27 protein-coding genes are annotated in these 24415 nt (G+C 66.7%); 25 read left to right on the top strand and 2 right to left on the bottom strand.

Features of this window, described 5'->3' with window-relative positions:
- The first annotated feature begins 303 nt into the window (after window positions 1-303).
- The 5 genes from GT748_RS03655 (at window position 304) to GT748_RS03635 (ending at window position 3942) form a co-directional block, all read left to right on the top strand.
- The gene (locus tag GT748_RS03655; RefSeq protein ID WP_021660767.1) at window positions 304-861 is read left to right on the top strand and encodes a DUF5317 family protein; all 558 of its coding nucleotides are present in this window, start codon (window positions 304-306) and stop codon (window positions 859-861) included.
- Window positions 862-1326 (top strand): hypothetical protein, encoded by a 465-nt coding sequence (locus GT748_RS03650; protein WP_021660768.1) that lies wholly within the window; start codon window positions 862-864, stop codon window positions 1324-1326.
- Between the two features lie 3 nt (window positions 1327-1329).
- Window positions 1330-1977 (top strand): accessory gene regulator B family protein, encoded by a 648-nt coding sequence (locus GT748_RS03645; RefSeq protein ID WP_021660769.1) that lies wholly within the window; start codon window positions 1330-1332, stop codon window positions 1975-1977.
- Window positions 1974-2099, top strand: a complete 126-nt coding sequence (locus GT748_RS03640; protein ID WP_044993103.1) for a cyclic lactone autoinducer peptide — start codon at window positions 1974-1976, stop codon at window positions 2097-2099. Before GT748_RS03645 ends, GT748_RS03640 begins: the two co-directional genes overlap by 4 nt.
- Before the next feature lie 178 nt (window positions 2100-2277).
- The gene (locus tag GT748_RS03635) at window positions 2278-3942 is read left to right on the top strand and encodes a bifunctional diguanylate cyclase/phosphohydrolase (RefSeq protein ID WP_161213254.1); all 1665 of its coding nucleotides are present in this window, start codon (window positions 2278-2280) and stop codon (window positions 3940-3942) included.
- 78 nt (window positions 3943-4020) lie between these two features.
- Here GT748_RS03635 and GT748_RS03630 read toward each other — a convergent pair whose 3' ends face one another.
- Both GT748_RS03630 and GT748_RS03625 read right to left on the bottom strand, forming a co-directional pair.
- Window positions 4021-4551 (bottom strand): GNAT family N-acetyltransferase, encoded by a 531-nt coding sequence (locus GT748_RS03630; protein WP_021660773.1) that lies wholly within the window; start codon window positions 4549-4551, stop codon window positions 4021-4023.
- Between the two features lie 269 nt (window positions 4552-4820).
- Window positions 4821-6146, bottom strand: coding sequence for an amidohydrolase (locus GT748_RS03625; RefSeq protein ID WP_161213255.1), 1326 nt, complete (start codon window positions 6144-6146; stop codon window positions 4821-4823).
- 308 nt (window positions 6147-6454) lie between these two features.
- On the opposite strand from GT748_RS03625, the gene ispD reads away from it, so the two are divergent.
- The 20 genes from ispD (at window position 6455) to GT748_RS03525 (ending at window position 24409) form a co-directional block, all read left to right on the top strand.
- On the top strand, window positions 6455-7156 hold the full coding sequence (gene ispD, locus GT748_RS03620; RefSeq protein ID WP_083546620.1) for a 2-C-methyl-D-erythritol 4-phosphate cytidylyltransferase: 702 nt from the start codon (window positions 6455-6457) through the stop codon (window positions 7154-7156).
- Between the two features lie 2 nt (window positions 7157-7158).
- Window positions 7159-7683, top strand: a complete 525-nt coding sequence (gene ispF, locus GT748_RS03615; protein WP_021660780.1) for a 2-C-methyl-D-erythritol 2,4-cyclodiphosphate synthase — start codon at window positions 7159-7161, stop codon at window positions 7681-7683.
- A 36-nt stretch (window positions 7684-7719) separates the two neighbouring features.
- Entirely contained in the window at window positions 7720-8595 is an 876-nt protein-coding gene (cdaA, locus tag GT748_RS03610) for a diadenylate cyclase CdaA (protein ID WP_021660781.1), read from the top strand.
- Entirely contained in the window at window positions 8592-9857 is a 1266-nt protein-coding gene (locus GT748_RS03605) for a CdaR family protein (protein ID WP_021660782.1), read from the top strand. Before cdaA ends, GT748_RS03605 begins: the two co-directional genes overlap by 4 nt.
- Window positions 9858-9895: 38 nt before the next feature.
- Entirely contained in the window at window positions 9896-11488 is a 1593-nt protein-coding gene (locus tag GT748_RS03600; RefSeq protein ID WP_161222311.1) for an NAD(P)/FAD-dependent oxidoreductase, read from the top strand.
- A gap of 40 nt (window positions 11489-11528) precedes the next feature.
- Window positions 11529-12797 (top strand): M16 family metallopeptidase, encoded by a 1269-nt coding sequence (locus GT748_RS03595; protein ID WP_044993104.1) that lies wholly within the window; start codon window positions 11529-11531, stop codon window positions 12795-12797.
- A 12-nt stretch (window positions 12798-12809) separates the two neighbouring features.
- Window positions 12810-14132: an EF-P 5-aminopentanol modification-associated protein YfmH gene (yfmH, locus tag GT748_RS03590; RefSeq protein ID WP_021660785.1), complete on the top strand. Its 1323-nt coding sequence runs from the start codon at window positions 12810-12812 to the stop codon at window positions 14130-14132.
- Window positions 14133-14180: 48 nt separating this feature from the next.
- Window positions 14181-15113 carry a prolipoprotein diacylglyceryl transferase gene (gene lgt / locus GT748_RS03585; RefSeq protein WP_021660786.1) on the top strand — a complete coding sequence of 311 codons (933 nt, stop codon included), beginning with the start codon at window positions 14181-14183 and terminating at the stop codon, window positions 15111-15113.
- Window positions 15110-15958, top strand: a complete 849-nt coding sequence (gene folD / locus GT748_RS03580) for a bifunctional methylenetetrahydrofolate dehydrogenase/methenyltetrahydrofolate cyclohydrolase FolD (RefSeq protein ID WP_073261142.1) — start codon at window positions 15110-15112, stop codon at window positions 15956-15958. The genes lgt and folD overlap by 4 nt, the downstream gene beginning before the upstream one ends.
- 161 nt (window positions 15959-16119) lie before the next feature.
- Window positions 16120-16431, top strand: a complete 312-nt coding sequence (gene rplU / locus GT748_RS03575; RefSeq protein ID WP_021659952.1) for a 50S ribosomal protein L21 — start codon at window positions 16120-16122, stop codon at window positions 16429-16431.
- 4 nt (window positions 16432-16435) lie between these two features.
- Window positions 16436-16750 carry a ribosomal-processing cysteine protease Prp gene (locus GT748_RS03570; protein ID WP_021659951.1) on the top strand — a complete coding sequence of 105 codons (315 nt, stop codon included), beginning with the start codon at window positions 16436-16438 and terminating at the stop codon, window positions 16748-16750.
- Window positions 16751-16754: 4 nt separating this feature from the next.
- Entirely contained in the window at window positions 16755-17033 is a 279-nt protein-coding gene (gene rpmA / locus GT748_RS03565) for a 50S ribosomal protein L27 (RefSeq protein WP_021659950.1), read from the top strand.
- A 207-nt stretch (window positions 17034-17240) separates the two neighbouring features.
- Entirely contained in the window at window positions 17241-18512 is a 1272-nt protein-coding gene (gene obgE / locus GT748_RS03560) for a GTPase ObgE (RefSeq protein ID WP_073261144.1), read from the top strand.
- A gap of 15 nt (window positions 18513-18527) precedes the next feature.
- Window positions 18528-18950, top strand: coding sequence for a Mini-ribonuclease 3 (locus GT748_RS03555; protein WP_243148962.1), 423 nt, complete (start codon window positions 18528-18530; stop codon window positions 18948-18950).
- An 18-nt stretch (window positions 18951-18968) separates the two neighbouring features.
- A complete protein-coding gene (locus tag GT748_RS03550; protein WP_021659946.1) occupies window positions 18969-19700 on the top strand; it encodes a YebC/PmpR family DNA-binding transcriptional regulator in 732 nt (243 codons plus the stop codon).
- 179 nt (window positions 19701-19879) lie between these two features.
- Complete coding sequence (locus GT748_RS03545; protein WP_073261146.1) at window positions 19880-20659, top strand: 4Fe-4S binding protein; 780 nt, start codon at window positions 19880-19882, stop codon at window positions 20657-20659.
- Window positions 20660-21377: 718 nt separating this feature from the next.
- Window positions 21378-21842 carry a helix-turn-helix domain-containing protein gene (locus GT748_RS03540; RefSeq protein WP_021660855.1) on the top strand — a complete coding sequence of 155 codons (465 nt, stop codon included), beginning with the start codon at window positions 21378-21380 and terminating at the stop codon, window positions 21840-21842.
- On the top strand, window positions 21839-22573 hold the full coding sequence (locus tag GT748_RS03535) for an ABC transporter ATP-binding protein (RefSeq protein ID WP_021660854.1): 735 nt from the start codon (window positions 21839-21841) through the stop codon (window positions 22571-22573). The genes GT748_RS03540 and GT748_RS03535 overlap by 4 nt, the downstream gene beginning before the upstream one ends.
- Window positions 22570-23301, top strand: coding sequence for an ABC transporter permease (locus GT748_RS03530; RefSeq protein ID WP_021660853.1), 732 nt, complete (start codon window positions 22570-22572; stop codon window positions 23299-23301). The genes GT748_RS03535 and GT748_RS03530 overlap by 4 nt, the downstream gene beginning before the upstream one ends.
- Before the next feature lie 445 nt (window positions 23302-23746).
- Window positions 23747-24409, top strand: a complete 663-nt coding sequence (locus GT748_RS03525) for a hypothetical protein (RefSeq protein WP_044993160.1) — start codon at window positions 23747-23749, stop codon at window positions 24407-24409.
- The last annotated feature ends 6 nt before the right edge of the window (window positions 24410-24415 follow it).

Raw genomic sequence — 24415 nt, 5'->3', positions numbered from 1 at the left:
GCGGCCGCCGCGATTGATGATTGCCTTTTGGCCCCTCTATGATACCGCGTTTTGCGGGTGGGGGCAAGCGCCAAGGGGCGGTAAAGAAAGGGGGGTGGAGCGCTGGCAATTGGATAAACTTTATCGCATTTTTGAGGAAAACAGCGAAAATCGGTGATTTTGAAATTTTATTTGAAGGGGATCCCCCAATTTGTCTCATAAAGGGGATATTCGGGGGATTTTTGTTGACGGGGGCCTGGGAGGCCGATATAATGAGAGGGTGAGAAATACAGGGCCGGCAATGCCGGGGAAAGGCGGGTCGGCGTGATCGAGACCATTCTTCTCGCCATTTGGTGGGCCGGGCGCAAGGGGTATCCCCTGGCCGGACTCAAGCGGGCAAAGCTCCTCTACCCCGCCTATCTGCTGGAACTCTGCACCATCGCCTTTCAGGTCTGCGTCTTCTGCGGGGTCTACACCTTTATCCCCTACGCCCCCATCCTCAAGACCAGCTACATGCTGGCCCTGGCCCTCCCCCTCATCGGCTACCGGCTCTGGGACGCGGGGCTCCTGAGTGCAGGGTGCGTCTTTCTGGGCAGTTTTCTCAACAACCTGGTCATGGGCCTCAACGGGGGGAAGATGCCGGTTTTTCCCACCCTCTCCTACCTGACGGGGTATGTCAACAGCCGCAACCTCAACCTGGGGGGCGGCATCCATGTGCTGGGGGACGGCGCCACCCGCCTGAAGGTGCTCACAGACTACATCGACATCGGCTACAGCGTGCTCAGCATCGGGGATGTGCTGGTGCGGGTGATGGGCTTTTTGGCCGTCTACGCGACCCTGCGCCACTTCGCGCAGAAGGCCGCCTCAAAGGAGTTGGGATAGATGATTTTTTTGCTGGAACTCTTGCTGCGCGACATCCCGGAGGTGCTGCTGCTCCTCTTCGGGCTCTACGTCTTTGCCGGCCAGCCGGTGGAGAAGCGGCAGTACTTCCTCTCCGCCGGGGTGCTGGTGATCACCACCATCCTCACCCGGGCCCTCCCCCTGAACAACGGCGTCTACATCCTCCTCAACGTCATCGTCCTCATCTCTCTGGCCACCTATCTCTGCAAGATCGACCTGCTCACCTCCATCAAGTCCAGCCTGATCGTCACCCTGATTTTGGCCCTGTTGGAGGCGTTCAACGTCTTTCTCCTGCAGCTCTTCTTCCACGGCGACCTGGGGGCGATCTTTGAAAACCGCCTCTACAAGACCGTCGCCGGGCTGCCCACCGTGTTGCTGCTGGCGGCGGTGCTGCTGGGCGCTTACGGCCTCAAAAAAAAGCGGGCCGAGCGCTCCCGGCAGGACTGACCGGTGGGCTGGCTGGAAGGGGCCGCCCAACGGGCGGCCGGGCGGGTGGGCGCTGCCCTGGACTACCCGCAGGAGCGCGTCGAGGTGCTGGCCTACGGCTTTTTCGGCCTCTTTCAGACGGCGCTTCTCCTGCTGGCGGTGGGCGCCCTGGGCGGCTTGAGCGGCTGCCTGGGGGAAGCGCTGACCGCCCTGGTCGGCGGCTCCCTGCTGCGCCGGCTCTGCGGCGGCGCCCACGCGCCCAGCCCCCTTCTCTGCGGGGCGGTAAGCGCCCTCTCCTGCTGGGGGATGGCCCTCCTCTCCGGCTGGGCCCTGCCCTTGCCCCGCCCCCTCTGGCTGGCGGGGGCGGCGGCCCTCTCCCTTCTCTCCATCCTGGCGATTTCCCTCTGGGCGCCGGTGGATCACCCCAACAAGCAGCTGCGGGATGCGCGGCTGCGGGCCGCCTTTCGCAGGCGGGGGGTGGCCCTGGCCTCCCTTTTGGCGGCCCTCTCCCTGGCCGGCGGCTTTGCCGGCGGCGGGTGGAGGAGCTGCGGGGGCGCCCTCTGCCTGGCGATCTGCTGGCAGGCGGCCTCCCTCACCCCGGCCGCGGTGCGGCTGACAAAGCGATCGGCGGGCGCTCCGGCGCCCGCCTGGAAAGGAGGTGACAGGACGTGAAAGGGAAGAAGTGGTATGCAGCGCTGGCGGCGCTGGCAACTGCTGCCGCGGCCCTGATGGCCTCTTCGGCTTGCCTGTGGTTTTTCTACCAGCCGAAGGAACCCGATTGCCTGAACAAGTAAGACAGCAGGGACTGCGCACCGCAAAAAAGAGCCGCGAGGCTCTTTTTTGCAGCACATCTGTCCTTGACAGGGTCACACATCGGTCATACAATCGAGAGAGCAGTGACAAAAAACGACCGACGCCCGGGCGCGCAGAACGCCCGGGCAGAAAGGGGGGCTGATGGCAAGGATGACAAAGATGACAAACAAAAAGACAGATCGCCTCAACATACAGGATTTTCTGTTCTCGGTCCGGCTCCTCTCCCTCTTCTTTGCCGCCATCGCCTTTTTGCAGTTTGCCTACTGGCAGGTGGACGCGGGGGCGGAGTTTGCCTCCTACGTCTGGTATGTCCCCCTGGCGGCCATCGCCATCGCCGCGGCCATCTACCTCTGCCTCTTCAACCTGCGGCGGGCCACCAAGCGGCAGCAGCGCTGGGGCAAGGCGCTGGAGTGCGGGCTGATGTTGGGGGTGTTCTTCTTCGCCATCGCCGTCACCGGCCTCTGGGAGAGCCAGTACAAGATCCTCTTTCTCTTCCTCATCATCAGCTACACCTTTGAGTCGGGGATGCGCGTCGGCCTGGGGCTGGCGGCCTTTTGCTCCCTGGCAGTCCTGGCCATCGACGCGGTCTGGGCCCCCACCCAGGGCGGGGTCAACCTGCAGATGCAAAACGACCTGCTCCTCTGCGGGGCCTTCATCGTCACCGCCTGGGCGCTGGGCTTTTACTCCCAGATCCGGCAGGAGTACATCGCCAGTTTGGAGAAGCAGGTGCGGGTGGACGGGCTCACCGGCCTTCTCAACCACCGCAGCTTTTACGACGCGGTGCAGGCGGGTTTTGAGCGGGCGGTGAGAGAGGACCAGCCCCTCTCCCTCATCTTTGCCGACGTGGACTACTTCAAGACCTACAACGACTGCCACGGGCACCAGGCCGGCGACGCGGCGCTGGTGGCCATGGCGGGCCTCTTCACCCAGCTCTTGGGGGACGGAAAGCAGATTTTCCGCTACGGCGGGGAGGAGTTCTCCCTCATCCTCCCGGGGGTGGGGGAGGAGGAGGCCCGCGCCCTGGCCGAGCGGCTTCGCGCCGCGGTGGAGGAGCACCCCTTCCCCGGGGAGGAGGTGCTGCCCGGCGGGCGGCTGACCATCTCCTGCGGGGTGGCTGCCCGCACCCCCCAGCAGGCGGACTACAAGGAGCTGGTGCACAGCGGGGACGACGCCCTCTATCGGGCCAAGTTCTTCCGCAAAAACCGGGTGGAGGTCTACGTCTCGCTGCTGGAGCAGTTCCCCCGGGAGGGGAGCGAGGGGGTGGAGGAAGCCCTGGCCTCTATCAGGGCCCTCATCGCCGTGGTCAACTCCAGGGACATGTACACCTTTGGCCACACCGAACGGGTGGTCTACTACGCCGACATGATGGCCCGGCAGCTGGCCCTCCCGCCGGAGGAGGCGGGGCAGTTGGTCTACGCCGCCTATGTCCACGACGTGGGGAAGATCAACATCCCCAAAGAAGTGCTGCTCAAGCCCATCGGCCTCACCGACGAGGAGTGGGGGGAGATGAAGCGCCACCCCGAGGAGGGGGCCTACATCCTGCAAAACCTGCCCAGTTTGGCCTTTACCGCCGAACTGGTCCGCCACCACCACGAGCGCTACGACGGCAGCGGTTACCCCGACGGCCTGAAGGGGGAGGAGATCCCCTACCTGTCGCGGGTGCTCACCCTGGTGGACAGCTTTGACGCCATCCTCTCGGACCGGCCCTACAAAAAGGGGCGCACCTTTGAGGAGGGGATCGCGGAGCTTGTGCGCTGCCGGGGCACCCAGTTTGACCCGGCCCTCACCGACCAGTTCATCGAGGCCCTGCGCACCGTGCGCTGATGGGAGAGATGCGAAAATCGCCCACAAAAAGAGAGGGGGGACGACCGGTCCCCCCTCTCTTTTGTCGTTTTTTACCCATCACCCCTCCTGGGGCGGGCGGCAGACGGCGTAGAGATAGTGCAGCCGCTCGCCGCTGTAATAGTGGGTGAGAAAGGCCCGCTCCCGCTCCATCCTCAGGGCGCGGGCCACCCGGATGGAGGGCAGGTTGTCGGCTTTGATGACGGCGTGCACCTTCTCGGCCCCCAGGACCGTGAAGGCGTAGTCCCGGCAGGCGGCGGCCGCCTCCCGGGCGTAGCCCTGGTGCCAGAAACGGCGCTTGAGGAGGTAGCCCACCTCCAACACCTCTGCCTCCTCGCAGGGCTGCCACGTCAGCCCCACCTGGCCCACCATCTCGCCGCTGTCTTTTCGGCAGGCCGCCCAGAGGCCGTAGCCGTACCGGGCGTAGCGGCCCCGCTGCCGGTCCAGCCAGTCCTGCACCTCTTCGGGGGTGAAGTCGTGCTCGTAGGCCAGCATCCCCTGCGGGTCCTGAAGCATCTGGGCCAGGTCGTCCAGGTCCCCCTGCTCCATCCCCCGCAAAACAAGCCGCTCGGTCTCCAAAACAATGGCCATCCACCGCTTCCCCCTTTCGGTTTTGTCCGCCCATTTTACCAGTTTTTTGGCGGGGGGACAAGGGGCAAGGGGAAAGGGGCGGCCTGCGCTCGGTGGGGATCTCTGGGGGAGGAGGAAAGCACCCCGGGGTGGCCCTGTGGGCTGCGGGAAAGGGCCTTTTTCGCCGGCCTGCCCGCGGGGTCCTTACCGGCCCCCTGCACACAGCCAAAAAGGCGCCCGCCGCCCCCGAAAAAAAGGGGGACGCCGGGCGCCAAAGGGCGTTGGATTTTCTACTGGGCCTTGACGAATTCCCGCCAGAAGGCGAGGTAGGTCTCCTTAGTGTAGGTGGGCTTGTACTCGGCCTTGACCTGGCAGGCGGCCTCGGCCCCATCGCAGAGCAGGTCGACCACGGTGCAGGCCATCATCTTGGCGGGGTTGATGTAGGCCATCTCCTCGTCGCAGACCAAAAAGTCCATGGCGTGGGCGGTGCCGCTGAAGCCGCCGGCCACCGGCTGGATGGTGGGGATGACCAGGCTCAGATCCCCCACGTCGGAGCTGCCGCCCCCGGCGGGCATGGCGCTGGCGTCCACCACGTTTTTCTCCCCCACCAGCGCGGCGGCGTTTTGCATGAACAGGGCGTCCATCTGGCGGTTGGTGTCGATGGGCAGGTAGCCGGGCAGCTGCACGATCTCCACCTCGGCCCCCACGGCCATGGCCCCGCCCCGCAGGGCCCAGTCCACCTTTTTGCTGGCGTCGACAATGGCGTCGATCCCCCGGCCCCGCACATAGGTCTCGATGCGCACGTCGGCGGGGACGATGTTGACCAGGTCGCCCCCCTTGGTGATGATGGGGTGCACCCGGATGCCGTCCTCGTCCTTGAAGGTCTCCCGCTGGGCGTTGATGCCCATCAGCCCCAGGCAGGCGGCGTTGAGGGCGTTGATGCCGTCGTGGGGGGCGGCCCCGGCGTGGGCCTCCTTGCCGCGGTATTTCACCAGTTTGCCCACAAAGCCCGAACAGCCCGCGCCCACGGCGGTGAACTGGGGGGTGGGGGCCCCGGGCATCGAGTGGACCATCATCGCCATGTCCACGTCGTCAAAGGCGCCCTCGGCGATCAGCTGCTGCTTGCCGCCCAAAAATTCGATCTTGCCGTCGCGCAGCAGCTTCTCCCGGTACTCCAGCTCCACAAATTCCTCGGCGGGCACCGCCATGAAGACCGCGTCCCCGTCCAGCTGCTCCATCGCCCCCGAGAGGCAAAGGCCCATGGCCGCCCCCAACATGGTGGTGATCTGGGCGTTGTGGCCGCAGGCGTGGGCCGCGCCGGTCTGCTTGTCGGCGTTGGGGTGCAGGGGGGAGACGACGGCGTCCAATTCCCCCATCACCGCGACGGTGGCCCGGTGGTCCCGCCCGGCGGCCCGGGCCTTGACCCCGGTGAGGGCCAGCTCGTTTTGATAGGGCAGCCCCAGCTCCTCAAAGGTGCGCTGCACCAGGGAGCTGGTGCGGGTCTCTTTATAGCCCAGCTCGGGGTGGGAGAAGATGTCCTTGCCCAGGGCGATGAGCTTGTCCCGGTTTTGGTCGATGGCCGCGCAGACGGCCGCCTTGATCTGCTGTTTGTCCATTTGTCACTCGCTCCTTCTATCGGGCCGGCGCACAGCCGGCGAAATGGTCGCACAACAACACTATATCCGCCCGCGGCGGGGGCTGGCAATGGGGGCTTTGGCCAAAGTTTCGCCCCCTTTTTTGGCGGCGGGGTCATTTCGCCCAAGGAAGGGCCGCCGCTTTTGTGAACTTTTGGCGAACAGGAAAAATCAGGGGTTTAAACGACAGGGGATTTATAGTATACTGTTAGGCGTATAGGAGCGTTTTGAGCCGCCCTTTTGCAGCCGGTTGGGCGGCCTCTTTTTTTCGTTTGGAGGAGGGGTGCGCCGTGGGGGAGAAGCGGCCTTTTGTGTCGGCCATCGTGGTGGCCGCCGGCAGCGCCAGCCGGATGGAGGGGATCGACAAGCAGTTTGCCCCGGTGGGGGGGATCCCCTGCCTGGCCCGCACTCTGCTGTCCTTTGAGGAGTGCCGGGAGATCGGCGAGATCGTGGTGGTCACCCGGGAGGAGTCGATCGCCAAGGTGGCCGACCTCTGCGCCCGCTGGCGGCTGGCGAAGGTGAGCCAGATCGTCCGCGGGGGGGAGAGCCGCCAGCAGTCGGCGGCCATCGGCCTCGCCTGTCTCGACGGGCGCTGCCAGTACCTGGCCGTCCACGACGGGGCCCGCCCCCTCTGCGACAAGGCCCTCATCCGCCGGGTGCTGCGCGACGCCATCGCCCACGGCGGGGCGGCGGCCGCCGTCCCGGTGAAGGACACCATCAAGGTGCGGGGGGAGGACGGCTTCATCGACTCCACCCCCGACCGGGCCACCCTGTTTGCCTGCCAGACCCCGCAGATCTTCGAGGTGGGGACCTACCGCCGCGCCATGGAGGAGGCCCTCGCCCAGGGGCGGGATTACACCGACGACTGCCAGCTCTTCGAGAGCGCCGGACGGCGCGTCTACCTCTCGCAGGGGAGCTATCAAAACATCAAGATCACCACGCCGGAAGACCTGGCTCTCTGCGAGCAGATCCTGGCCGTGAGGGGGGAGTAGAGATGCAAGCGATCCGCATCGGGCACGGGTACGACGTGCACGCCTTTTCGCCGGGCCGACAGCTGATTTTGGGCGGGGTGGACCTGCCCTGCGACCAGGGGCTGCTGGGCCATTCCGACGCCGACGTGCTGCTGCACGCCGCCATGGACGCCATCCTGGGCGCCCTGGCGCTGGGGGACATCGGCGCCCATTTCCCCGACACCGACCCCATGTACAAGGGCGCCGACAGCCGCGCCCTGCTGCGGGCGGTGCGGGAGATGATGAAGGAGCGCGGCTACAAGCTGGGCAACCTGGACTGCACCGTCATCGCCCAGGCCCCCAAACTGGCCCCGTACATAGAGCAGATGCGCCGCAACCTGGCCGGCGACCTGCAGACCGAACTGGAAAACATCAGCGTCAAGGCCACCACCGAGGAGCACCTGGGCTTCACCGGCCGCCGGGAGGGCATTGCCGCCCACAGCGTCTGCCTGCTGCTGCCCATCGAGACCCCTCCCTCCCCCGACAGGGTGGGGGGACCCGGCCTGTAAACACCTGTAACCTTTGCCATAGAAGGGGGCTTATCCATGCAAGCCATCACCACGTTTTTCGACTCGCTGGTCAGCGTCATCAAGACCATCACCGTCATGGATGTTCTGGACGTGGCCATCGTCTCCTATATCGTCTACGTCGCCTTTATCCTGGTGCGGGAGACCCGGGCGGCCCAACTCCTCAAAGGGGTCATCATCTTTTTGGTGGCCTATGTGCTGGCCTCCCAACTGGGGCTGGAATCGCTGAAATTCCTCCTCAACGCCATCCTCCAATTTGGGGTGGTGACGCTGGTGGTGGTCTTTCAGCCCGAGATCCGCCGCGCGCTGGAGAAGGTGGGCCGCACCAAGCTGCGCAGCCTGCGGTTTTTCTCCTCCGGCTCCACGGTGGACGACGCCACCCGCAGAAAGGTGGAGAAGGCCATCGTCGTGGTCTGTGACGCCGCCGACATCCTCTCGGGCAAAAAGACCGGCGCCCTCATCGTCATCGAGCGAAAGACCAAGCTGGGGGACATTATCTCCACCGGCACCGTGGTGGACGCCGAGCCCAGTGTCGAGCTCTTCGGCAACCTCTTCTTCGTCAATACCCCCCTGCACGACGGGGCGGTGGTGATGCGCGACGGCCGCGTCTGCGCGGCGGGCTGCTTCCTCCCCCTCTCCCAAAACTTTGAGATCAGCAAGGAGTTGGGCACCCGCCACCGGGCGGCCCTGGGGGTCTCTGAAAACTCCGACGCGGTGGTGGTGGTGGTCAGCGAGGAGACCGGCCTCATCTCGGTGGCCTGCGACGGCCACCTCCACCGGGGCATCGAGCGCGACTACCTGCAGCGGCTGCTCTCCAACGAGCTGCTGCCCCAGGCCCCCGCCGCCGAGCAGAAAAAACGCCGCTTCCCCTTTGGCAGGAGGGAACACAGATGAAGAAACTCGATTTTCAGCGGCTGATGGACGACAGCCGCTTCATGAAGGTGCTCTCGGTGGGGGTGGCCATCCTCTTTTGGTTCGTGGTGGCCTTCACCATCAGCCCCACCATCACCACCACCGTCTCCGACGTGCCCATCACCATCTCCGGCAGCAACGAGACCCTGTCTTCGGTGGGACTGGACGTGGTGGACGGGCAAAACCGCACCGTCCGCGTCAAGGTGGAGGGCCGCCGCGAGGTGGTGGGTTCCCTCAAGCCCTCCGACATCGTGGTCTACCCGGTGCTCACCAGCGTCACCGAGGCGGGGAAGTACACCTGCTCCCTGCGGGCGGTGAAGGTCGACTCGGCGGCCGACTTCACCATCCTCTCGGTCTCCCCCGAGCAGGTGGAGCTGACCTTTGACCGGGTCAAGACCCTCAAGACCGAACTGTCCGTCGCCGTTTCCGGCTACACCGCGGAGGAGGGCTACATCCTCGGCTCCTCCGCCGCCAACCCCAAGGAGATCACCGTCAAGGGGCCCGAGTCGGCGGTGGACCAGGTGGCCAAGGCCGAGGTCCGGCTGGACGGCAAGGACACCAAGTTGGCAAAGACCGCCAAGGTGGAGGCGGAGGTCCGCCTCTACGCCGCCGACGGCAGCGAGATCGAGCTGGGCAGCACTCTCTCCATCGACACCCCCAAGGTGCAGGTGACCATCCCGGTGCTGAAAAAAGCCACCCTGCCCCTGAAGGTGGCCTTTACCAACCTGCCCAGCGGGCTGGACGGCAGCGCCCTGCAGTACGACCTGAGCGAGACCACCATCCAGGTGGCCGGCCCCGCCGAGACGGTGGACCGGATGACCGCCATCACCCTGGGCTATGTCAACGTGCTGGACTTCGACTACAAAAACGGCTACACCTTCCAGGTGCAAGACCAGCTGCCCACCGGCTTTGTCAACCTGGACGACTTCGACTCGGTGGCCGTCAGCTTCGGCAGCCGCTACGACGGCGGCAGCTTCACCGTCTCCAACATCAACGTCATCAACGCCCCCGAGAACTACGACATCTCGGTGGTGACCCGCCGCCTCTACGGGGTGAAGTTCGTGGGGCTGCGCGACGACATCGACGCCCTGGAGGGGACCGACATCGTCGCCGAGGTGGACGGCGCGTCCATCGAGCTGAAAAACGGCCAGTACAACGTGCCGGTGCAGCTCTCCACCACCAGCGGGGCCATGGTCTGGCCCACCGGCAGCTATGAAGTGGTGGTGAAGGTGAGCGCCAAATAGGAAGCCCGCAAGAGATTTTTGAGAGAGGAGGCCGCCCCTTGGCCATCTTGGTGCAGAATATCCCCGTCCCCCTGGGGGAGGACCCGGCCACCGCCTGCCAGAAGGCGCTCCGCCGCCTGGGGCTGAGACCCGCCCAACTGGCGGAGAGCCACCTGGCCAAGGTCTCCCTCGACGCCCGCCGCCGCGACCGGGTGCGCTATGTCTGCAGCGCCGAGTTGGCGCTGCACGACCCCGCCCTGGAAGAGCGCCTCGCCGCCCGGGAGCAGGGGGTGCGCCTGGTGCGGGAGACCCCGCCCGCCTTCGCTCCCGCCGGGGCGCCGCTGGCCCACCGGCCGGTGGTGGTGGGCCTGGGCCCGGCGGGGATGTTCTGCACCCTGGCCCTGGCGGGGCAGGGCTACCGCCCCCTGGTGCTGGAGCGGGGCGCCCCGGTGGAGCGCCGGGTGGCGGCGGTGGAGCGGTTTTGGCGCACCGGCGAACTGGACCCGGCCTGCAACGTCCAGTTCGGGGAGGGGGGCGCCGGCACCTTCTCGGACGGCAAGCTCACCACCCGCATCGGGGACGAGCGCTGCGGCTGGGTGCTGCGGCAGCTGGCCGCCTTCGGTGCACCGGAGGAGATCCTGCACCGGGCCAAGCCCCACATCGGCACCGACCGGCTGCGGCAGGTGGTGCGAAAGGTGCGGGGGGAGATCCTCCGCCTGGGAGGCGAGATCCGCTTCGACACCCGCCTGGAAGAAATCGAGATTGTCGGGGGCCGGGTGGTCTCCTGCACCGCCGGGGGGGAGAAGATCCCCTGTTCCCGGCTGGTGCTGGCGGTGGGCCACAGCGCCCGGGACACCTTTGCGCTGCTCTTTGACAAGGGGCTGCCGGTGGCGCCCAAACCCTTTTCGGTGGGGGTCCGGGTCGAACACCTGCAGGGGGACATCGACCGGGGCCTCTACGGCGACCTGGCCGGGGACCCCCCCCTGCCGGGGGGGGAGTACCAGCTCTCCCGCCGGGTGGACGGGCAGGGGGTCTACACCTTCTGCATGTGCCCGGGGGGAACGGTGGTCCCCGCCGCCTCCGAAGAGGGGGGCGTGGTGGTCAACGGGATGAGCGAGTACGCCCGCAGCGGCCCCAACGCCAACAGCGCCCTGGTGGCCGGGGTGGACAGCCGGGACTTCGGCCAGGACCCCCGGGCGGGCATCGCCTTTCAGCGCCAGCTGGAGCGGGCGGCCTTTGCCCTGGGGGGCGGCGGTTACCGGGCCCCCTGCCAGAGCGCCGACGCCTTTTTGGCCGGGCGGCCGGGGGCGAATTTTGGCCGGGTGGCCCCCAGCTACGCCGTGGGGGTCGCCCCGGCCGACTTCTCCCGCCTCTTCCCGCCCCGGGTGTACGGGATGCTTCAGCTGGGGCTGCGGGACTTCGGGCGCAAGCTGCCCGGCTTCGATGCGGCCGACACCCTCCTCACCGGGGTGGAGACGCGCACCTCCTCCCCGGTGCGCGTCCTGCGGGGGGAGGATCTCTGTTCCCCGGCGGCCTTCGGCCTCTATCCATGCGGGGAGGGGGCGGGCTACGCCGGGGGGATCGTCTCGGCGGCGGTGGACGGGGTCCGGGTGGCCCAGGCCATCATGGGCAGCGGCAGCCCGGCCCGGTGAGCGAATGGATTTGAGAAAGACAACGGAAGGACTGTCATACATGGAACGAAAAACCCTTGCCGAGGGGATCTCCCTCACCACTCTGGGGGACGGGCGCTACGTCTGCAACCGCATCTCCGTCAACCTCTGCTTCCCCCGCAGCGAGGAGGCGTCGGCCCAGGGGGCGATGCTCTCCTACCTGCTGCGGCGGGGGAGCGAGCGCTACCCCGGGTTTGCCCCCCTCAACCGCAAGCTCTACGACCTCTACGGGGCCTACTACGACTGCACCCTCGCCACCCTGGGGGGCTGTCAGGTGTTGAGCCTGGCGGTGCAGACCATCGACGAGGCCTTTGCCTGGAAGCGGGAGAAGATCAACGGCGAACTGGCCGACTTCCTCTGCGACATGCTGCTGCGGCCCAACGCCCCCGGAGGCGCCTTCCTCCCCGACGAGGTGGCGGTGGAGCAGAAAAACCTCTGTGAGGAGATCGACAGCGAGATCAACAACAAGCGGGCCTACGCCCTGGGGCGCAGCCGGGAGATCCTCCATGTGGGGACCCCCCTGGCCGGCTCCCGCCTGGGCACCAAAGAGGCGGTCCTGGCCCTGGACGGGGCGGCCCTCTACCGGGCCCTGCAGCGGCTGCTGGAGAGCGCCCAGGTGGAGATCCTCTGCAGCGGCCGAGGCGACTTCTCGGGCGCGGCCGAGGTCTTTGCCCGGCAGTTGGGCGGCCTGCCGCCCCGCCCCGCCGCCTTCTCCCTCCCCCCGCTGCCCTCGACCGAGGGCCCCGTGGAGGTGGAGGAGGCCCTCTCGGTCACCCAGTCCAAGCTGGTCCTGAGCTTCCTGCCCGCCCGCCGGTTTGCCCCCGGGCAGTACGGGGCGGTGCGGGCGGCTGTCGCCCTCTTCGGGGGGGCGCCCTTCTCCCGCCTCTTTGCCAACGTGCGGGAGAAGCAGAGCCTCTGCTACTACTGCGACGCCCGCTTCAACCGGGTGACCGGGGTGCTGACGGTGGACTGCGGGCTGGACGAGAAGGACGTCCCCCGCGCCGAGGAGAGCATCCGCCGCGAACTGGCGGAGCTGGCTGCCGGCAACTTTACCGACGAGGAGTTGCAGGACGCCAAGGCCTACCTGAAAAACAGCATGACCGCCATGGAGGACTCCCTGGCCGAGCTGGACCCCTGGTACCTGGGCCAGGTGCTGGAGGGGGACGCCCAGTCCCCCCAGGCCGCAGCCGCCCAGATCGAGGCCGCCACCCGGGAAGAGGTCATGGCCGTCTGCGCCAGCTTCTCCCAGCGGCTCCGCTACCTGCTCAAGCCCCGGCAGCGGGCGCTCTAGGGGGGCGGCGAGATGGAAGACAAGCGACTGTTTACGAGAGGAGACAGGATGGATTTGGTTCGCACCGAGACAATTCGCGCCAAGGGGTTTGCAGGCGGCTACCAGAAGGCGGTCATGCCCTCCGGGCTGACGGTCCTGCTCTACCCCACCGAGGGGCTCTCCACCGCCCACTGCCTGCTGGGGTGCAAGGTGGGCAGCCAGGACTGCGCCTTTTTCGACGGGGAGGAGGAAGTGCACATCCCCGCCGGGGTGGCCCACTTTTTGGAGCACAAGCTCTTTGAGAGCGAGGAGGGCGACCTCTTTTTGAAGTTCGCCAAGACCGGGGCCAGCGCCAACGCCTACACCAGTTTTGACCGCACCTGCTACCTCTTTACCGCCACCCAGAACGTGGCCCAGTCGGTGGACATCCTCCTGGGGCAGATCGGCGCGCCCTACCTGACCGACGAGAACGTGGAGAAGGAGAAGGGGATCATCGCCCAGGAGATCAAGATGTACGACGACGACCCGGACTGGCGCTCTACCTTCGACCTGCTGGGCTGCCTCTACCACAACGACCCGGTGAAGGAGGACATCGCCGGCACGGTGGACTCGATCCAAAAAATCGACCGCGCCACCCTGGAGCGGGTGCACCGCCTCTTCTACGACCCCCGCAACATGGTGTTGGCGGTGGCCGGCAACATCGACCCGGACGAGGCGCTGGAAGTCTGCCGGCGGCGCTGCAGCCAGGCCCCCGAGAACCCCTTCTCCCTGCGCCGCGAGCGGGTCTACGAGCCGCGGGAGATCGTCAAGACCTACGCCGAGGAGAGCTTGCAGATCGCCGTTCCCCTGGTGACGGTGGGCTTTAAGGAGGCCCCGGTGGAGAGCCCCTTTGACCGGGTGGTGGACACGGTGATCCTGGAACTGCTCACCGGCGAGACCAGCGACTTCTACCGCGAGATGTACGAGGCGGGGATCATCGGCCCCACCTTCGGCTACGACGTGTTCAGCGGCGACAGCTACCACGCCCTCCTCTTTTCCTGCGAGACCCAGAAGACCGGCGAGTTCTCCTACTGCCTCTACGCGGCCATCGAAAAGGCCCGGCGGGAGGGCCTCCCCCGGGAGGACTTCGAGCGGATCAAAAAGGGCATCTACGGCCGCTATATCCGCACCTTCGGCCGGCCCGAGGCCATTGCCACCGCCCTGGTGGGGGCCCATTTCCAGGGCTGCACCCTGTACGACAGCATCGACTTCATCAAGTCCCTTCGCTTTGCCACTGTGCAGGCCCGGTTTGCCGAGATCCTGCGCCAGGAGCGCAGCGCGGTCTCCATCATCTGGCCCAAGAAAGAGGAGAGATAGCCGCCCGCGGGGCGGACCCACCACCCGACAAACAAGGAGGATTTTGCAATGGAAGTGCGTTTTCCCGGATTGGGGCTCGACCTGAAAATCAACGACGTGGCCCTCAAGATCGGCAGCTTTGAAATCTACTGGTACGCCGTGGTCATCTGCTTGGGGCTGGTGCTGGCGGTGCTCTACTGCTACCGCCGCTCCAAGCTCTTCGGGGTGAAGGGCGACGACTTTTTGGACGTGGTCTTTTGGGGCTTTTTCGGCGGCATCATCGGCGCGCGGGCCTACTACGTGGCCTACGCCTTTGACCAGTTCAAGGACAACCTCTGGCAGATCTTCAACTTCCGCACCGGCGGGATGGCCATCTACGGCGGCCTCATCGGGGCCATCCTGGTGGGGGCCATCGCCTGCCGGATCAAGAAGATGAAGGTGTTGCCGGTTCTGGATCTGGCGGGGATGGGCTTCTTCATCGGCCAGGCCCTGGGCCGCTGGGGCAACTTTTTCAACCAGGAGGCCTTCGGCTCCAACACCACCCTCCCCTGGGGGATGTACTCCCAAAACACCGAGGCCTACCTCTCCCGCCACGCCACCGCCCTGGCCGACCTGGGGGTGGCGGTGGACCCCACCATGCCAGTGCACCCCTGCTTTTTTTACGAGTTCCTCTGGTGTCTGGCGGGCTTTTTGATCCTCCACTTCTACACCAAACACCGCCGCTTTGACGGCGAGATGTTCCTCATCTACATCGGCTGGTACGGTCTGGGCCGCTTCTGGATCGAGGGGCTGCGCACCGACAGCCTGATGATCGGCCGGCTGCGGGTCTCCCAGCTGCTGGCCGGGGCCTGCGTCGTCGCCGCCCTGATTACCTGGCTGATCGTCAAGGGCAAGATCCGCGCCGCCCACGACGAGAGCTACCTGCGCCCCCAGGCCTGGCAGTTGGCCCGCGCCGCGGCGCCCGAGGCCCCCGACGCCCCCGACGCGGAGGACGGCCGTTGAGCGCCGCCCTCATCGACGGCAAGGCGGTGGCAGCCGCCGTCCGTGCCCGGGTGGCCGCCGGCTGCCGCGCCCTGCGGGAGGAGCGCGGCGTCACCCCCGGATTGGCGGTGCTGCTGGTGGGGGAGGACCCGGCCAGCCAGATCTATGTGCGCAACAAGGAGCGGGCCTGCGCCGAGGTGGGCATCTCCTCCCGGGTCTACCGCCTCCCGGCGCAGACCACCCAGGAGGAGCTGCTGTCGCGCATCGCCGCCCTGGGCGGCGACGGGTCGGTGCACGGCATCCTGGTGCAGCTCCCCCTGCCGCCGCAGATCGACGAGCGGGCGGTCATCGAGGCCATCCCCCCCGACAAGGACGTGGACGGCTTTCATCCCCAGAGCGCCGGCCAGCTGCTGGTGGGGGAGCCCGGCTTTGTCCCCTGTACCCCTGCGGGGATCTTGGAACTCATCGACTCCACCGGCGTCTCGGTGGAGGGCAAGCACTGCGTGGTCATCGGCCGCTCCAACATCGTGGGCAAGCCGACCGCCCTGCTGCTGTTGGGGCGAAACGGCACCGTCACCGTCTGCCACTCCCGCACCCAGAGCCTGCAGGAGATCGCCGCCCGGGCCGACATCCTGGTGGCGGCGGTGGGGCAAGCGGGCTTTGTCACCGGCGAGATGGTGAAGCCCGGCGCCCTGGTGATCGACGTGGGGATGAACCGGGACGCCGCCGGCAAACTCTGCGGGGATGTGGACTTTGCCGCCGCCGCCCAAAAGGCCGCCTACATCACCCCGGTCCCCGGCGGGGTGGGGCCGATGACCATCGCCATGCTCATGCAAAACACCCTGCGCGCCGCCGGGGGGAGATAGGGGCGCAAAAACCGCGAAAAACGGCTTTGTCATGGGGATTTTCCCTTGACAGGGCGGGAGAAATTTGCTAAACTAGGGAAGCCGCATGTTCTGGGCAAACACAAGAGCGGGTCTCCCGCCGCCTATGTATACAGCGAGTCTAATGTAAAGCAGGTGCAAATATGTACGCAGTTATCCAGACCGGCGGGAAGCAGTACAAGGTTTCCCAGGGCGATGTCGTCTACATCGAGAAGCTCGACGCAGAAGACGGCGCCGACTACACCTTCGAGCAGGTCGTGGCCATCTCCGGCGACGACGGGCTGAAGGTCGGCACCCCCTTTGTCGAGGGCGCCAACGTCACCGGCAAGATCGTCAAGTCCGGCAAGGGCAAAAAAATCACGGTATTCACCTACCGCCCCAAAAAGGACTCCAAGCGCAAGATGGGTCACCGGCAGCCCTACACCAAGGTAGAGATCACCGCCATCAACGCGTAAGGAAATGATTCGCATCCGCTTTTGCCGCCGCGGCGGCGAGATCGTCGGGTTTCGAGTCAAGGGCCACGCCGGCTTTGCCGAGAGCGGACAGGACATTGTCTGCGCCTCGGTCACCTCTGCGGTGCAGATGGCGGCGAACGGCCTGACGGAGTGCGCGGGGCTGCCCGCCGACCTCTCGGTACACGAGGGGGACATCTCCCTTCGCTGCGAAGGGGGGGGCGAGGGCGCCAAGCTGCTCTTTGAAAGCCTGTACCTGCAGTTGTCGCTGCTGGCGCAGGACTATCCCAAAAACATTGTCATAACCGATACGGAGGTGTAGAGGAATGCTGAAACTCAATATCCAGTTTTTTGCCCATAAGAAAGGCGTCGGTTCCACCCGGAACGGCCGTGACTCCGAGTCCAAGCGCCTTGGCGTGAAGCGGGGTGACGGTCAGTTCGTGCTGGCCGGCAACATCCTGGTCCGCCAGCGCGGCACCCACATCCACCCGGGTGAGAACGTGGGCCGCGGGTCTGACGACACCCTGTTTGCCAAAGTCAGTGGCAAGGTGAAGTTCGAGCGCGTCGGCAAAGACCGCAAAAAGGTCAGCGTCTACGAGGCGTAGAGAAGCGACCCGGCGGTTTTTCGCCCTTTGCAGATGAGCCTTTTCGGAAATCCCGGGCGAAAGCTCGGGATTTCCTTTTGAAAAAAGGCCGCCGCTCCCCCGCCCGCCCGCATGGGCCCGGCAAACCGGGAAAAGGTAAGGGGGAGAGGCAGGGCGGGAGAACGCTCTCCGAGAAAGGCGCGCCAGCGGGCGCGAACGGGTGAACCGATGTTTGTCGATGTAGTGAAAATCAAGGTCAAGGCCGGCGACGGGGGGGACGGGGCCGTCTCCTTCCGCCGGGAAAAATATGTGGCCGCGGGCGGCCCGGACGGCGGCGACGGCGGCCGGGGGGGCAACGTGGTCTTTCAGGTGGACACCAACCTCTCCACCCTGGTGGACTTTCGCTTCAAGCGCAAGTTCGCGGCCGAGCGGGGCGAAAACGGCTCCGGCGGCAACCGCAAGGGGAAGAGCGGGCAGGACATCCTCATCAAGGTCCCCAAGGGCACCCTGGTGAAGGAGGCCGGCACCGGCAAGGTGATGGCCGACCTCTCGGGGGACGAGCCGGTGGCCGTGGCCCTGGGCGGCCGGGGCGGTGCGGGGAACGCCCGCTTCGCCACCGCCACCCGCCAGGTGCCCCGCTTTGCCAAGCCCGGCCAGCCGGGGGAGGAGTTCGAGCTGGTGCTGGAACTCAAGCTGTTGGCGGACGTGGGGCTGGTGGGCTTCCCCAACGTGGGCAAGTCCACCCTCATCTCGGCGGTGAGCGCCGCCAAACCGAAGATCGCCAACTACCCCTTCACCACCCTCTCCCCGGTCTTGGGGGTGGTTTCGGTGGAGGAGGGGCACTCCTTCGTCATGGCCGACATCCCCGGCCTCATCGAGGGGGCCAGCGAGGGGGTCGGCCTGGGGCACGACTTCCTGCGCCACGTGGACCGCTGTCGGCTGATTTTGCACGTGGTGGACGTCTCGGGCCTGGAGGGGCGCGACCCCTGCGAGGACTTTGCCGCCATCAACCGGGAGCTGGAAAACTTCAGCAGTGAGCTGGCCCAGCGGCCGCAGATCGTGGCCGCCAACAAGTGCGAGCTGGCCAGCGACGAGCAGATCGCGCGCTTTGGCGCCTTTGTCCGCGAGCAGGGCTACCCCTTCTATGTGGTTTCCGCCGCCACCCGCCAGGGCCTGCGGGACCTGGTGAACGCCGTCAGCCGCGCCCTGGAAGAGCTGCCCCCCATCGTCCGCTACGAGAGCGATTTCGTGCGGGAGGAGGCAAAGCCCCTCGACTACAGCCAGTTCACCGTCCGCCGGGCCGACGACGCGGCCTACGAGGTGGTCTGCGACTGGGCCGGGGCCCTGCTGGGCTCGGTCAATATGGACGACTACGAGTCCCTCCAGTACTTCCAGCGGGTGCTGCGCCAGAGCGGCGTCATCGACCGGCTGGAGGAGATGGGCATCCAGGAGGGGGACACCGTGCGGGTGGGCGATTTCGAGTTCACCTTTGTCTACTAAAAGAGGGGGATGCCTTTGGAACACCCAAAACAGCTCAGCCCGCTGACCCTGGCCTTTCTCGGCGACGGGGTCTACGAGCTAGCGATCCGCCGCTACCTGGTGGAGGCGGGGGGGAGCATGCCCCCCAAAAAGCTCCACAACCTCTGTGTGCAGCACGTGCGCGCCTCGGCCCAGTGCCGGGCCGTGCGCTACATATACGACCGCCTCACCGAGGAGGAGCAGCAGATCTACAAGCGGGGACGCAACGCCAGCGGGGTGACCGTCCCCAAAAACGCCAGCCCAGCGGAGTACCGGGCCGCCACTGGGCTGGAAGCCCTGGTGGGCTACCTGGACTTAAAGGGCGAGACGGCGCGGCTGAACGAGCTCATCGCCGCCATCTTAGAAATGGAAGAGCGGGAGGGCCCCTGTGACCCCCCCCCCCCCCGCGAACCAAAATAGGAAAAAGGAGGACACACCATGTCGGGACATTCCAAGTGGAACAACATCAAGCGCAAGAAGGAGAAGACCGACGGCGCGAAGGCCAAGATCTTCACCAAGTGCGGCCGGGAGATCTCGGTCGCCGTCAAAGAGGGCGGGCCTGACCCCGCCTCCAACTCCAAGCTGCGCGACGCCATCGCCAATGCCAAGGCCAACAACGTGCCCAACGACAACATCGAGCGGGTCATCAAAAAGGCCATGGGCGAGGGCAAGGACACCTATGAAGAGATCCTTTACGAGGGATACGGCCCCGGCGGCACCGCCTTTTTGGTGGAGACCCTGTCGGACAACCGCAACCGCACCGCGGCCAACATCCGCCACTATTTTGACAAGTTCGGCGGCAACCTGGGCCAGTCGGGCTGTGTCTCCTTCCTCTTCACCCAGAAGGGGGTCATCGACCTGAACGCCGACGGGGTGGACGAGGAGGCTTTTATGGAGGACGCCCTGGAAGCCGGGGTGGAGGACTACACCTTTGAGGACGGGGTGATCGAGTGCACCGTCGCCCCCGAGGGCTTCTCCGCCGCGCGGGAGTACTTCGACAAAAAGGGATTTGTCTTCTACTCGGCCGAGGTGGCCTATCTCCCCAGCACCACCACCCACCTGGACGACCCCGACCAAATCAAGAAGATCGGCCTGCTCATCGACCACTTGGAAGAGGACGACGACGTGCAGGACATCTGGCACAACTGGGACGAGGAGGACGGCGAGTAGCCGTTTGCTCACCCTCACCCTCTGTCGCTGCCGTTTTGGGCCCGCTTCGGCCCCTCCCCGCCTTTTGTGCGGAGGAGGCGTCGGCGGGCCCTTTTGCACCTGTAAAGCGGGCCTCGCTTGACAGGCCGTTTTCTTTGGGGGATAGTGGAGAAAAACCGAGAGAGAAAGAGGAGAATCAAATGAAGATCAAAAGCGCCCAGCTCATCTACTTCAGCGCCGCCGGCACCACCGAGCGGACCGCCTGCCTCATCGGCGAGGGGCTCGCCCTCCCCACTCAGGGGCGCAACCTTCTGCGCCAGCCCCTGACGGAGGAATGGGCCCTTCCAGCCGACTGCCTGGCGGTGGTCTGCGTCCCGGTCTACGCCGGGCGGGTGCCCGCCCTCTGTGCCGAGAGCCTGCGCCGCCTGAAGGGGGAGGGTGGGCCCGCCCTGGCGGTGGCGGTCTACGGCAACCGCGACTTTGACGACTGCCTGGTGGAGCTCTCCGACCTGTTGGAGGCGGGGGGCTTTCACACGGTGGGGGCGGCCGCGGCGGTGGCCCAGCACTCCATCTTCCCCACCGTGGGCCAGGGCCGCCCCGACGGGGAGGATGCGGCCTTTCTCGCCCGCTTTGCCGCCGGGGGAGAGGCGGCGGCCGAGGCCCTTGACCCCGCCGCGCCCCCGGCCCTTCACCTGCCGGGCGGCCGCCCGTACAGGGAGGCGAGGTCCGTCCCCCTCCACCCCTCCGGCGACCGCCGCTGTACCGGCTGCGGGGCCTGCGCGGCCGTCTGCCCGGCCGGGGCCATCGACCCCGCCGCCCCCAAAGAAACCGACGGGGAGCGGTGTATCGCCTGCGCCGCCTGCATCGCCGTCTGTCCCACCGGGGCCCGCGCCTTTCGGGGCCCTGCCTACCGGTTGGCCCAAAAGGGCTTTGAAAAGAAGTGCGCTGCCCGCCGGGAGCCGGTGGCCTTTTTCGGGTGATCGTAGTCTGGTGCGGGCGGCGGGGACCGATTGCGTTTTTGCCGGGGGAGAGGGACCGAGCCGTCTTTCCCCGCCATCGGCCGCCGGGAGGGCGCTCACTCCGCCCCGCCCCGCCCCGCATAGAGGGCACGGCTGCCGCCTTTTCCCCAGCGGCTGTTCTCGAACCCACCGATTTGGTGCCGGGAGGGCACTCACTCCGCCCCGTCCCGCATAGAGGGGCACGGCAGCCGCTCTTTTCCCAGCGGCTGCTCCCGAACCCGCCGACTTGGTGGCGTGAGGGCGCTCACTCCGCCCCGCCCCGCATAGAGGGGCACAGCTGCCGCCCTTTCCCCAGCGGCTGCCCTTGAACCCATCGACTTGGTGGCGGGAGGGCGCTCACTCGGCCCGCCCCGCATAGAGGGGCACGGCTGCCGCCTTTTCCCCAGCGGCTGCCCCCCGAACCCGCCGACTTGGTGCCGGGAAGTTTGAGACCGGTGGCGCGAAACGTCCCCCCGGCCGCGCCCGCCCCTCCGGCGGGGGAAGCGATCAGAGGGGGCTCACCGCCTGATCGCTCATCCAATATGACCGCCGGCGGGGCCTGTTCCCCGTGAAAACGGCGCGGTTGCCCCCTTTGGGAGCTGGGAGAGGGGCAACCGAAACGAACATCCCCTGTCAGCCGCAATTGGTGGTTTTGGCCGCTGTGGTGGGGTAGAATACAGCCATAGGAGGTGTGAAAAGTATGATCCATGAGAATTTGCAGTTTCTGCGCCGGGCCCGCGGCTACTCCCAGGAGGAGGTGGCCGAGCGCATCGGGGTCTCCCGCCAGGCCGTCGCCAAGTGGGAGAGCGGCGAGACCATCCCCGACCTGCCCAACACCCAGGCCCTGGCCGACCTTTACAGTATCACCCTGGACGAACTGGTCAACCACCACGACAGCCAGGGCGGGGCGCTGCTCACCCCGAAAGGCAAACATCTCTTCGGCCTGGTGCGGGTGGGAGAGCGGGGGCAGATCGTCATCCCCAAGCGGGCCCGGGAGGTGTTCTCCATCTCCACCGGGGACCAGTTGCTGGTTTTGGGGGACGAGGAGCAGGGGATCGCCATCGTCAAGGCCGACCTGGTGCAGTCCTTCGCCCACGAGCTGATGAAGGCCGCCCAGCGAGAGAAGGCCCCGCCCCGCAGTGAAAGAGGAGGCGAGGGGGAGTGAACGCCATTGAGACCAAGGCCCTCACCAAGCGCTACCGGGACAAACTGGCCCTGGACGGGCTGGACCTGTGCGTCGGGCAGGGGGAGCTGTTTGCCCTGCTGGGGGTCAACGGGGCGGGCAAATCCACCGCCATCAAGCTGCTCTCCTGCCTGATTGCCTCCACCGCGGGGGAGGCCTGGCTGATGGGCCACAGCATCCTCCGGGAGAAGGAGCGGGTCAAGGCGGTCATCAGCCTCTCCCCGCAGGAGACGGCGGTGGCCCCCAACCTCACCGTCCGCGAAAACCTGGAACTGATGGCCGGCATCGGCGGCTGCAGCAGGGAAGAGGCCCGCGCCAAGGCGGCCCAGTCCATTCGGGAGGGGGGCTTTGCCCAGGTGGAGAGGAAACAGGCCCGCACCCTCTCGGGCGGCTGGCAGCGGCGGTTGAGCATCGCCTTGGCTCTCATCACCGACCCCCAGGTCCTCTTTTTAGACGAACCCACCCTGGGCCTGGACGTCCTCTCCCGGCGGGAGCTCTGGCGGGAGATCCAGCGCCTCAAGGGCCGGGTGACGGTGGTGTTGACCACCCACTACCTGGAGGAGGCGCAGGCCCTGTCCGACCGCATCGGCATCCTGGCCGAGGGGCGGCTGCGCACCGTCGGCACCGCCGGGGAGCTGATGGCCCAGGCAGGTGCGTCCAGCTTTGAAGACGCCTTTGTCGCCCTGGCGGGGGAGAGGGGGGCTGCCCTGTGAACCGGACCCTTGCCTTTGCGGGCAGGAACGCCAAGGAGATCGTCCGCGACCGCATCAACCTGCTGTTTGGGATGGGCTTTCCGGTCATTCTCCTGCTGCTGCTCAGCGCCATTCAGAAAAATGTCCCCACCGAGCTCTTTCCCATTGCCCGGCTGACCCCGGGCATCGCGGTCTTCGGCCTCTCCTTCATCTCCCTCTTCTCGGGGATGCTCATCGCCCGCGACCGCACCGGCGCCTTTGTCCAGCGGCTCTTCACCTCCCCCATGCGGGCGGGCGATTTCCTGCTGGGGTACATCCTCCCCCTCTTTCCCATGGCGCTGGCGCAGGGGGCGGTCTGCTACCTGACGGCCCTCTGTCTGGGGCTTCCCGTCACGGCAAATCTGCTGCCGGCGCTGGCGGTATTGCTGCCAACAGCCCTTTTGTTCATCGCCATCGGGCTGCTCTGTGGCAGCCTCTTTACCGACCGGCAGGTGGGCGGGCTCTGCGGGGCCCTCCTCACCAACCTCTCTGCCTGGCTGTCGGACACCTGGTTCGACGTGAGCCTGGTGGGCGGCGCCTTTGAGCGGGTGGCGGATGCCCTCCCCTTCATCCACGCGGTCAAGGCGGGGAGGGCCGCCCTGGCAGGGGATTGGGGCGGCATCTTCCCCCACCTCTGGTGGGTGGTGGGCTACGCAGCGGCGGTGCTGGCGGTGGCTGTCTGGGTCTTCCGCCGCAGGATGCGCGGCTGATGAAAGCGGGCCCTGCTTCTACGAAGGGGAGCAGGGCCCGCTTTTTCGGTTGCCGCCGCAAAAAAGGAGCGCAGAGGGGCGGCCCCTTGGCCCGAAAAGGCGGTGCCCCCCGCGGCCGCCGCGCGGTGGAAAAATGCGGCTTGTCTGTCAGCGAAAGGGGGAAAATCCCCGTCTGCAAACGGGCCGTTGAAACCGCCGGACGGCCGATGTGGAGGACCGTTCGCGGAGGAGGGGTCCACCGAGCCGGGCGCATCCCTTGCCTCCGGGCGGCAGGGGGTTTCCAAAAAGGGGGGCGCAGCGCCAGATTGGCGCGGCGGATGCAGGACCGGCAGGGTGGGGAAGCTGCCCAAAATTTCCCCGAAAAAGAGGGCAGGTGGACGAATGTGGGCGGTTTTCCTAGGCAGCGCCCTGCCCTTCGGTGTATGATGGCAGTGAGGTGATGGAGATGAAAAAAAGCGCAAAGAGATGGCCCGGCATCCCCCTGGGGATCGCTTCCCTGTCCCTCCTTGTCTGGGGGGGAGAGGTGGCCTACCAAACGGGGATCGCCCGGGACGAATACGCCTTTTGGTACCAGGACAGCCTGCTGCGGGACGGGCGCTTCTACGCCTTTGTCCTCCTGCTGGCGGCAGCGGCCCTGGCCGCCGGCGCAGTGCAGTTTCTGCGCCGCAGGGGACTGGGGCGCGGAGGGGTGGCCGCTCTGGCGGTCCTCTCCGGGGTCGCCCTGGCGGTGGTCGCGTACAGCGCCCACTACAACCACGTCCTCATCCGGGACCACCGGCCCGACGGCCCCTTCTCCCCCATTTCGGCGGAGGAGGTGGAGGCGCGGCTCCTCACCGCCGAGGGGAAGGGGGACCTCCTCCTCTACATTTCGGACGAGGGGGCCGGCGATGCGGCCGTAACGGCGTCCCTGCGCTCCTATTTGGAGGAACGGGACGCCCAAATTTTTCGCTACACCCCGCAGGGGGACGAGAGGGACACGGCCCTGCTGGCCAAACTGGGCGTCGAGGAGACGCCGGTGCTGCTGCGGGGGAGCAGCCTCGAGCAGCAGTACCAGGGAGAGGAGATTTTGCGGGAGTTGATTGCGGGAGACCGGCTCCTGGCCGAGTGATGCGGC

Source organism: Bittarella massiliensis (ex Durand et al. 2017) (assembly GCF_009876955.1).
Taxonomy (GTDB): domain Bacteria; phylum Bacillota; class Clostridia; order Oscillospirales; family Ruminococcaceae; genus Bittarella; species Bittarella massiliensis.
This window is presented reverse-complemented; position numbering and strand designations above follow the sequence as displayed.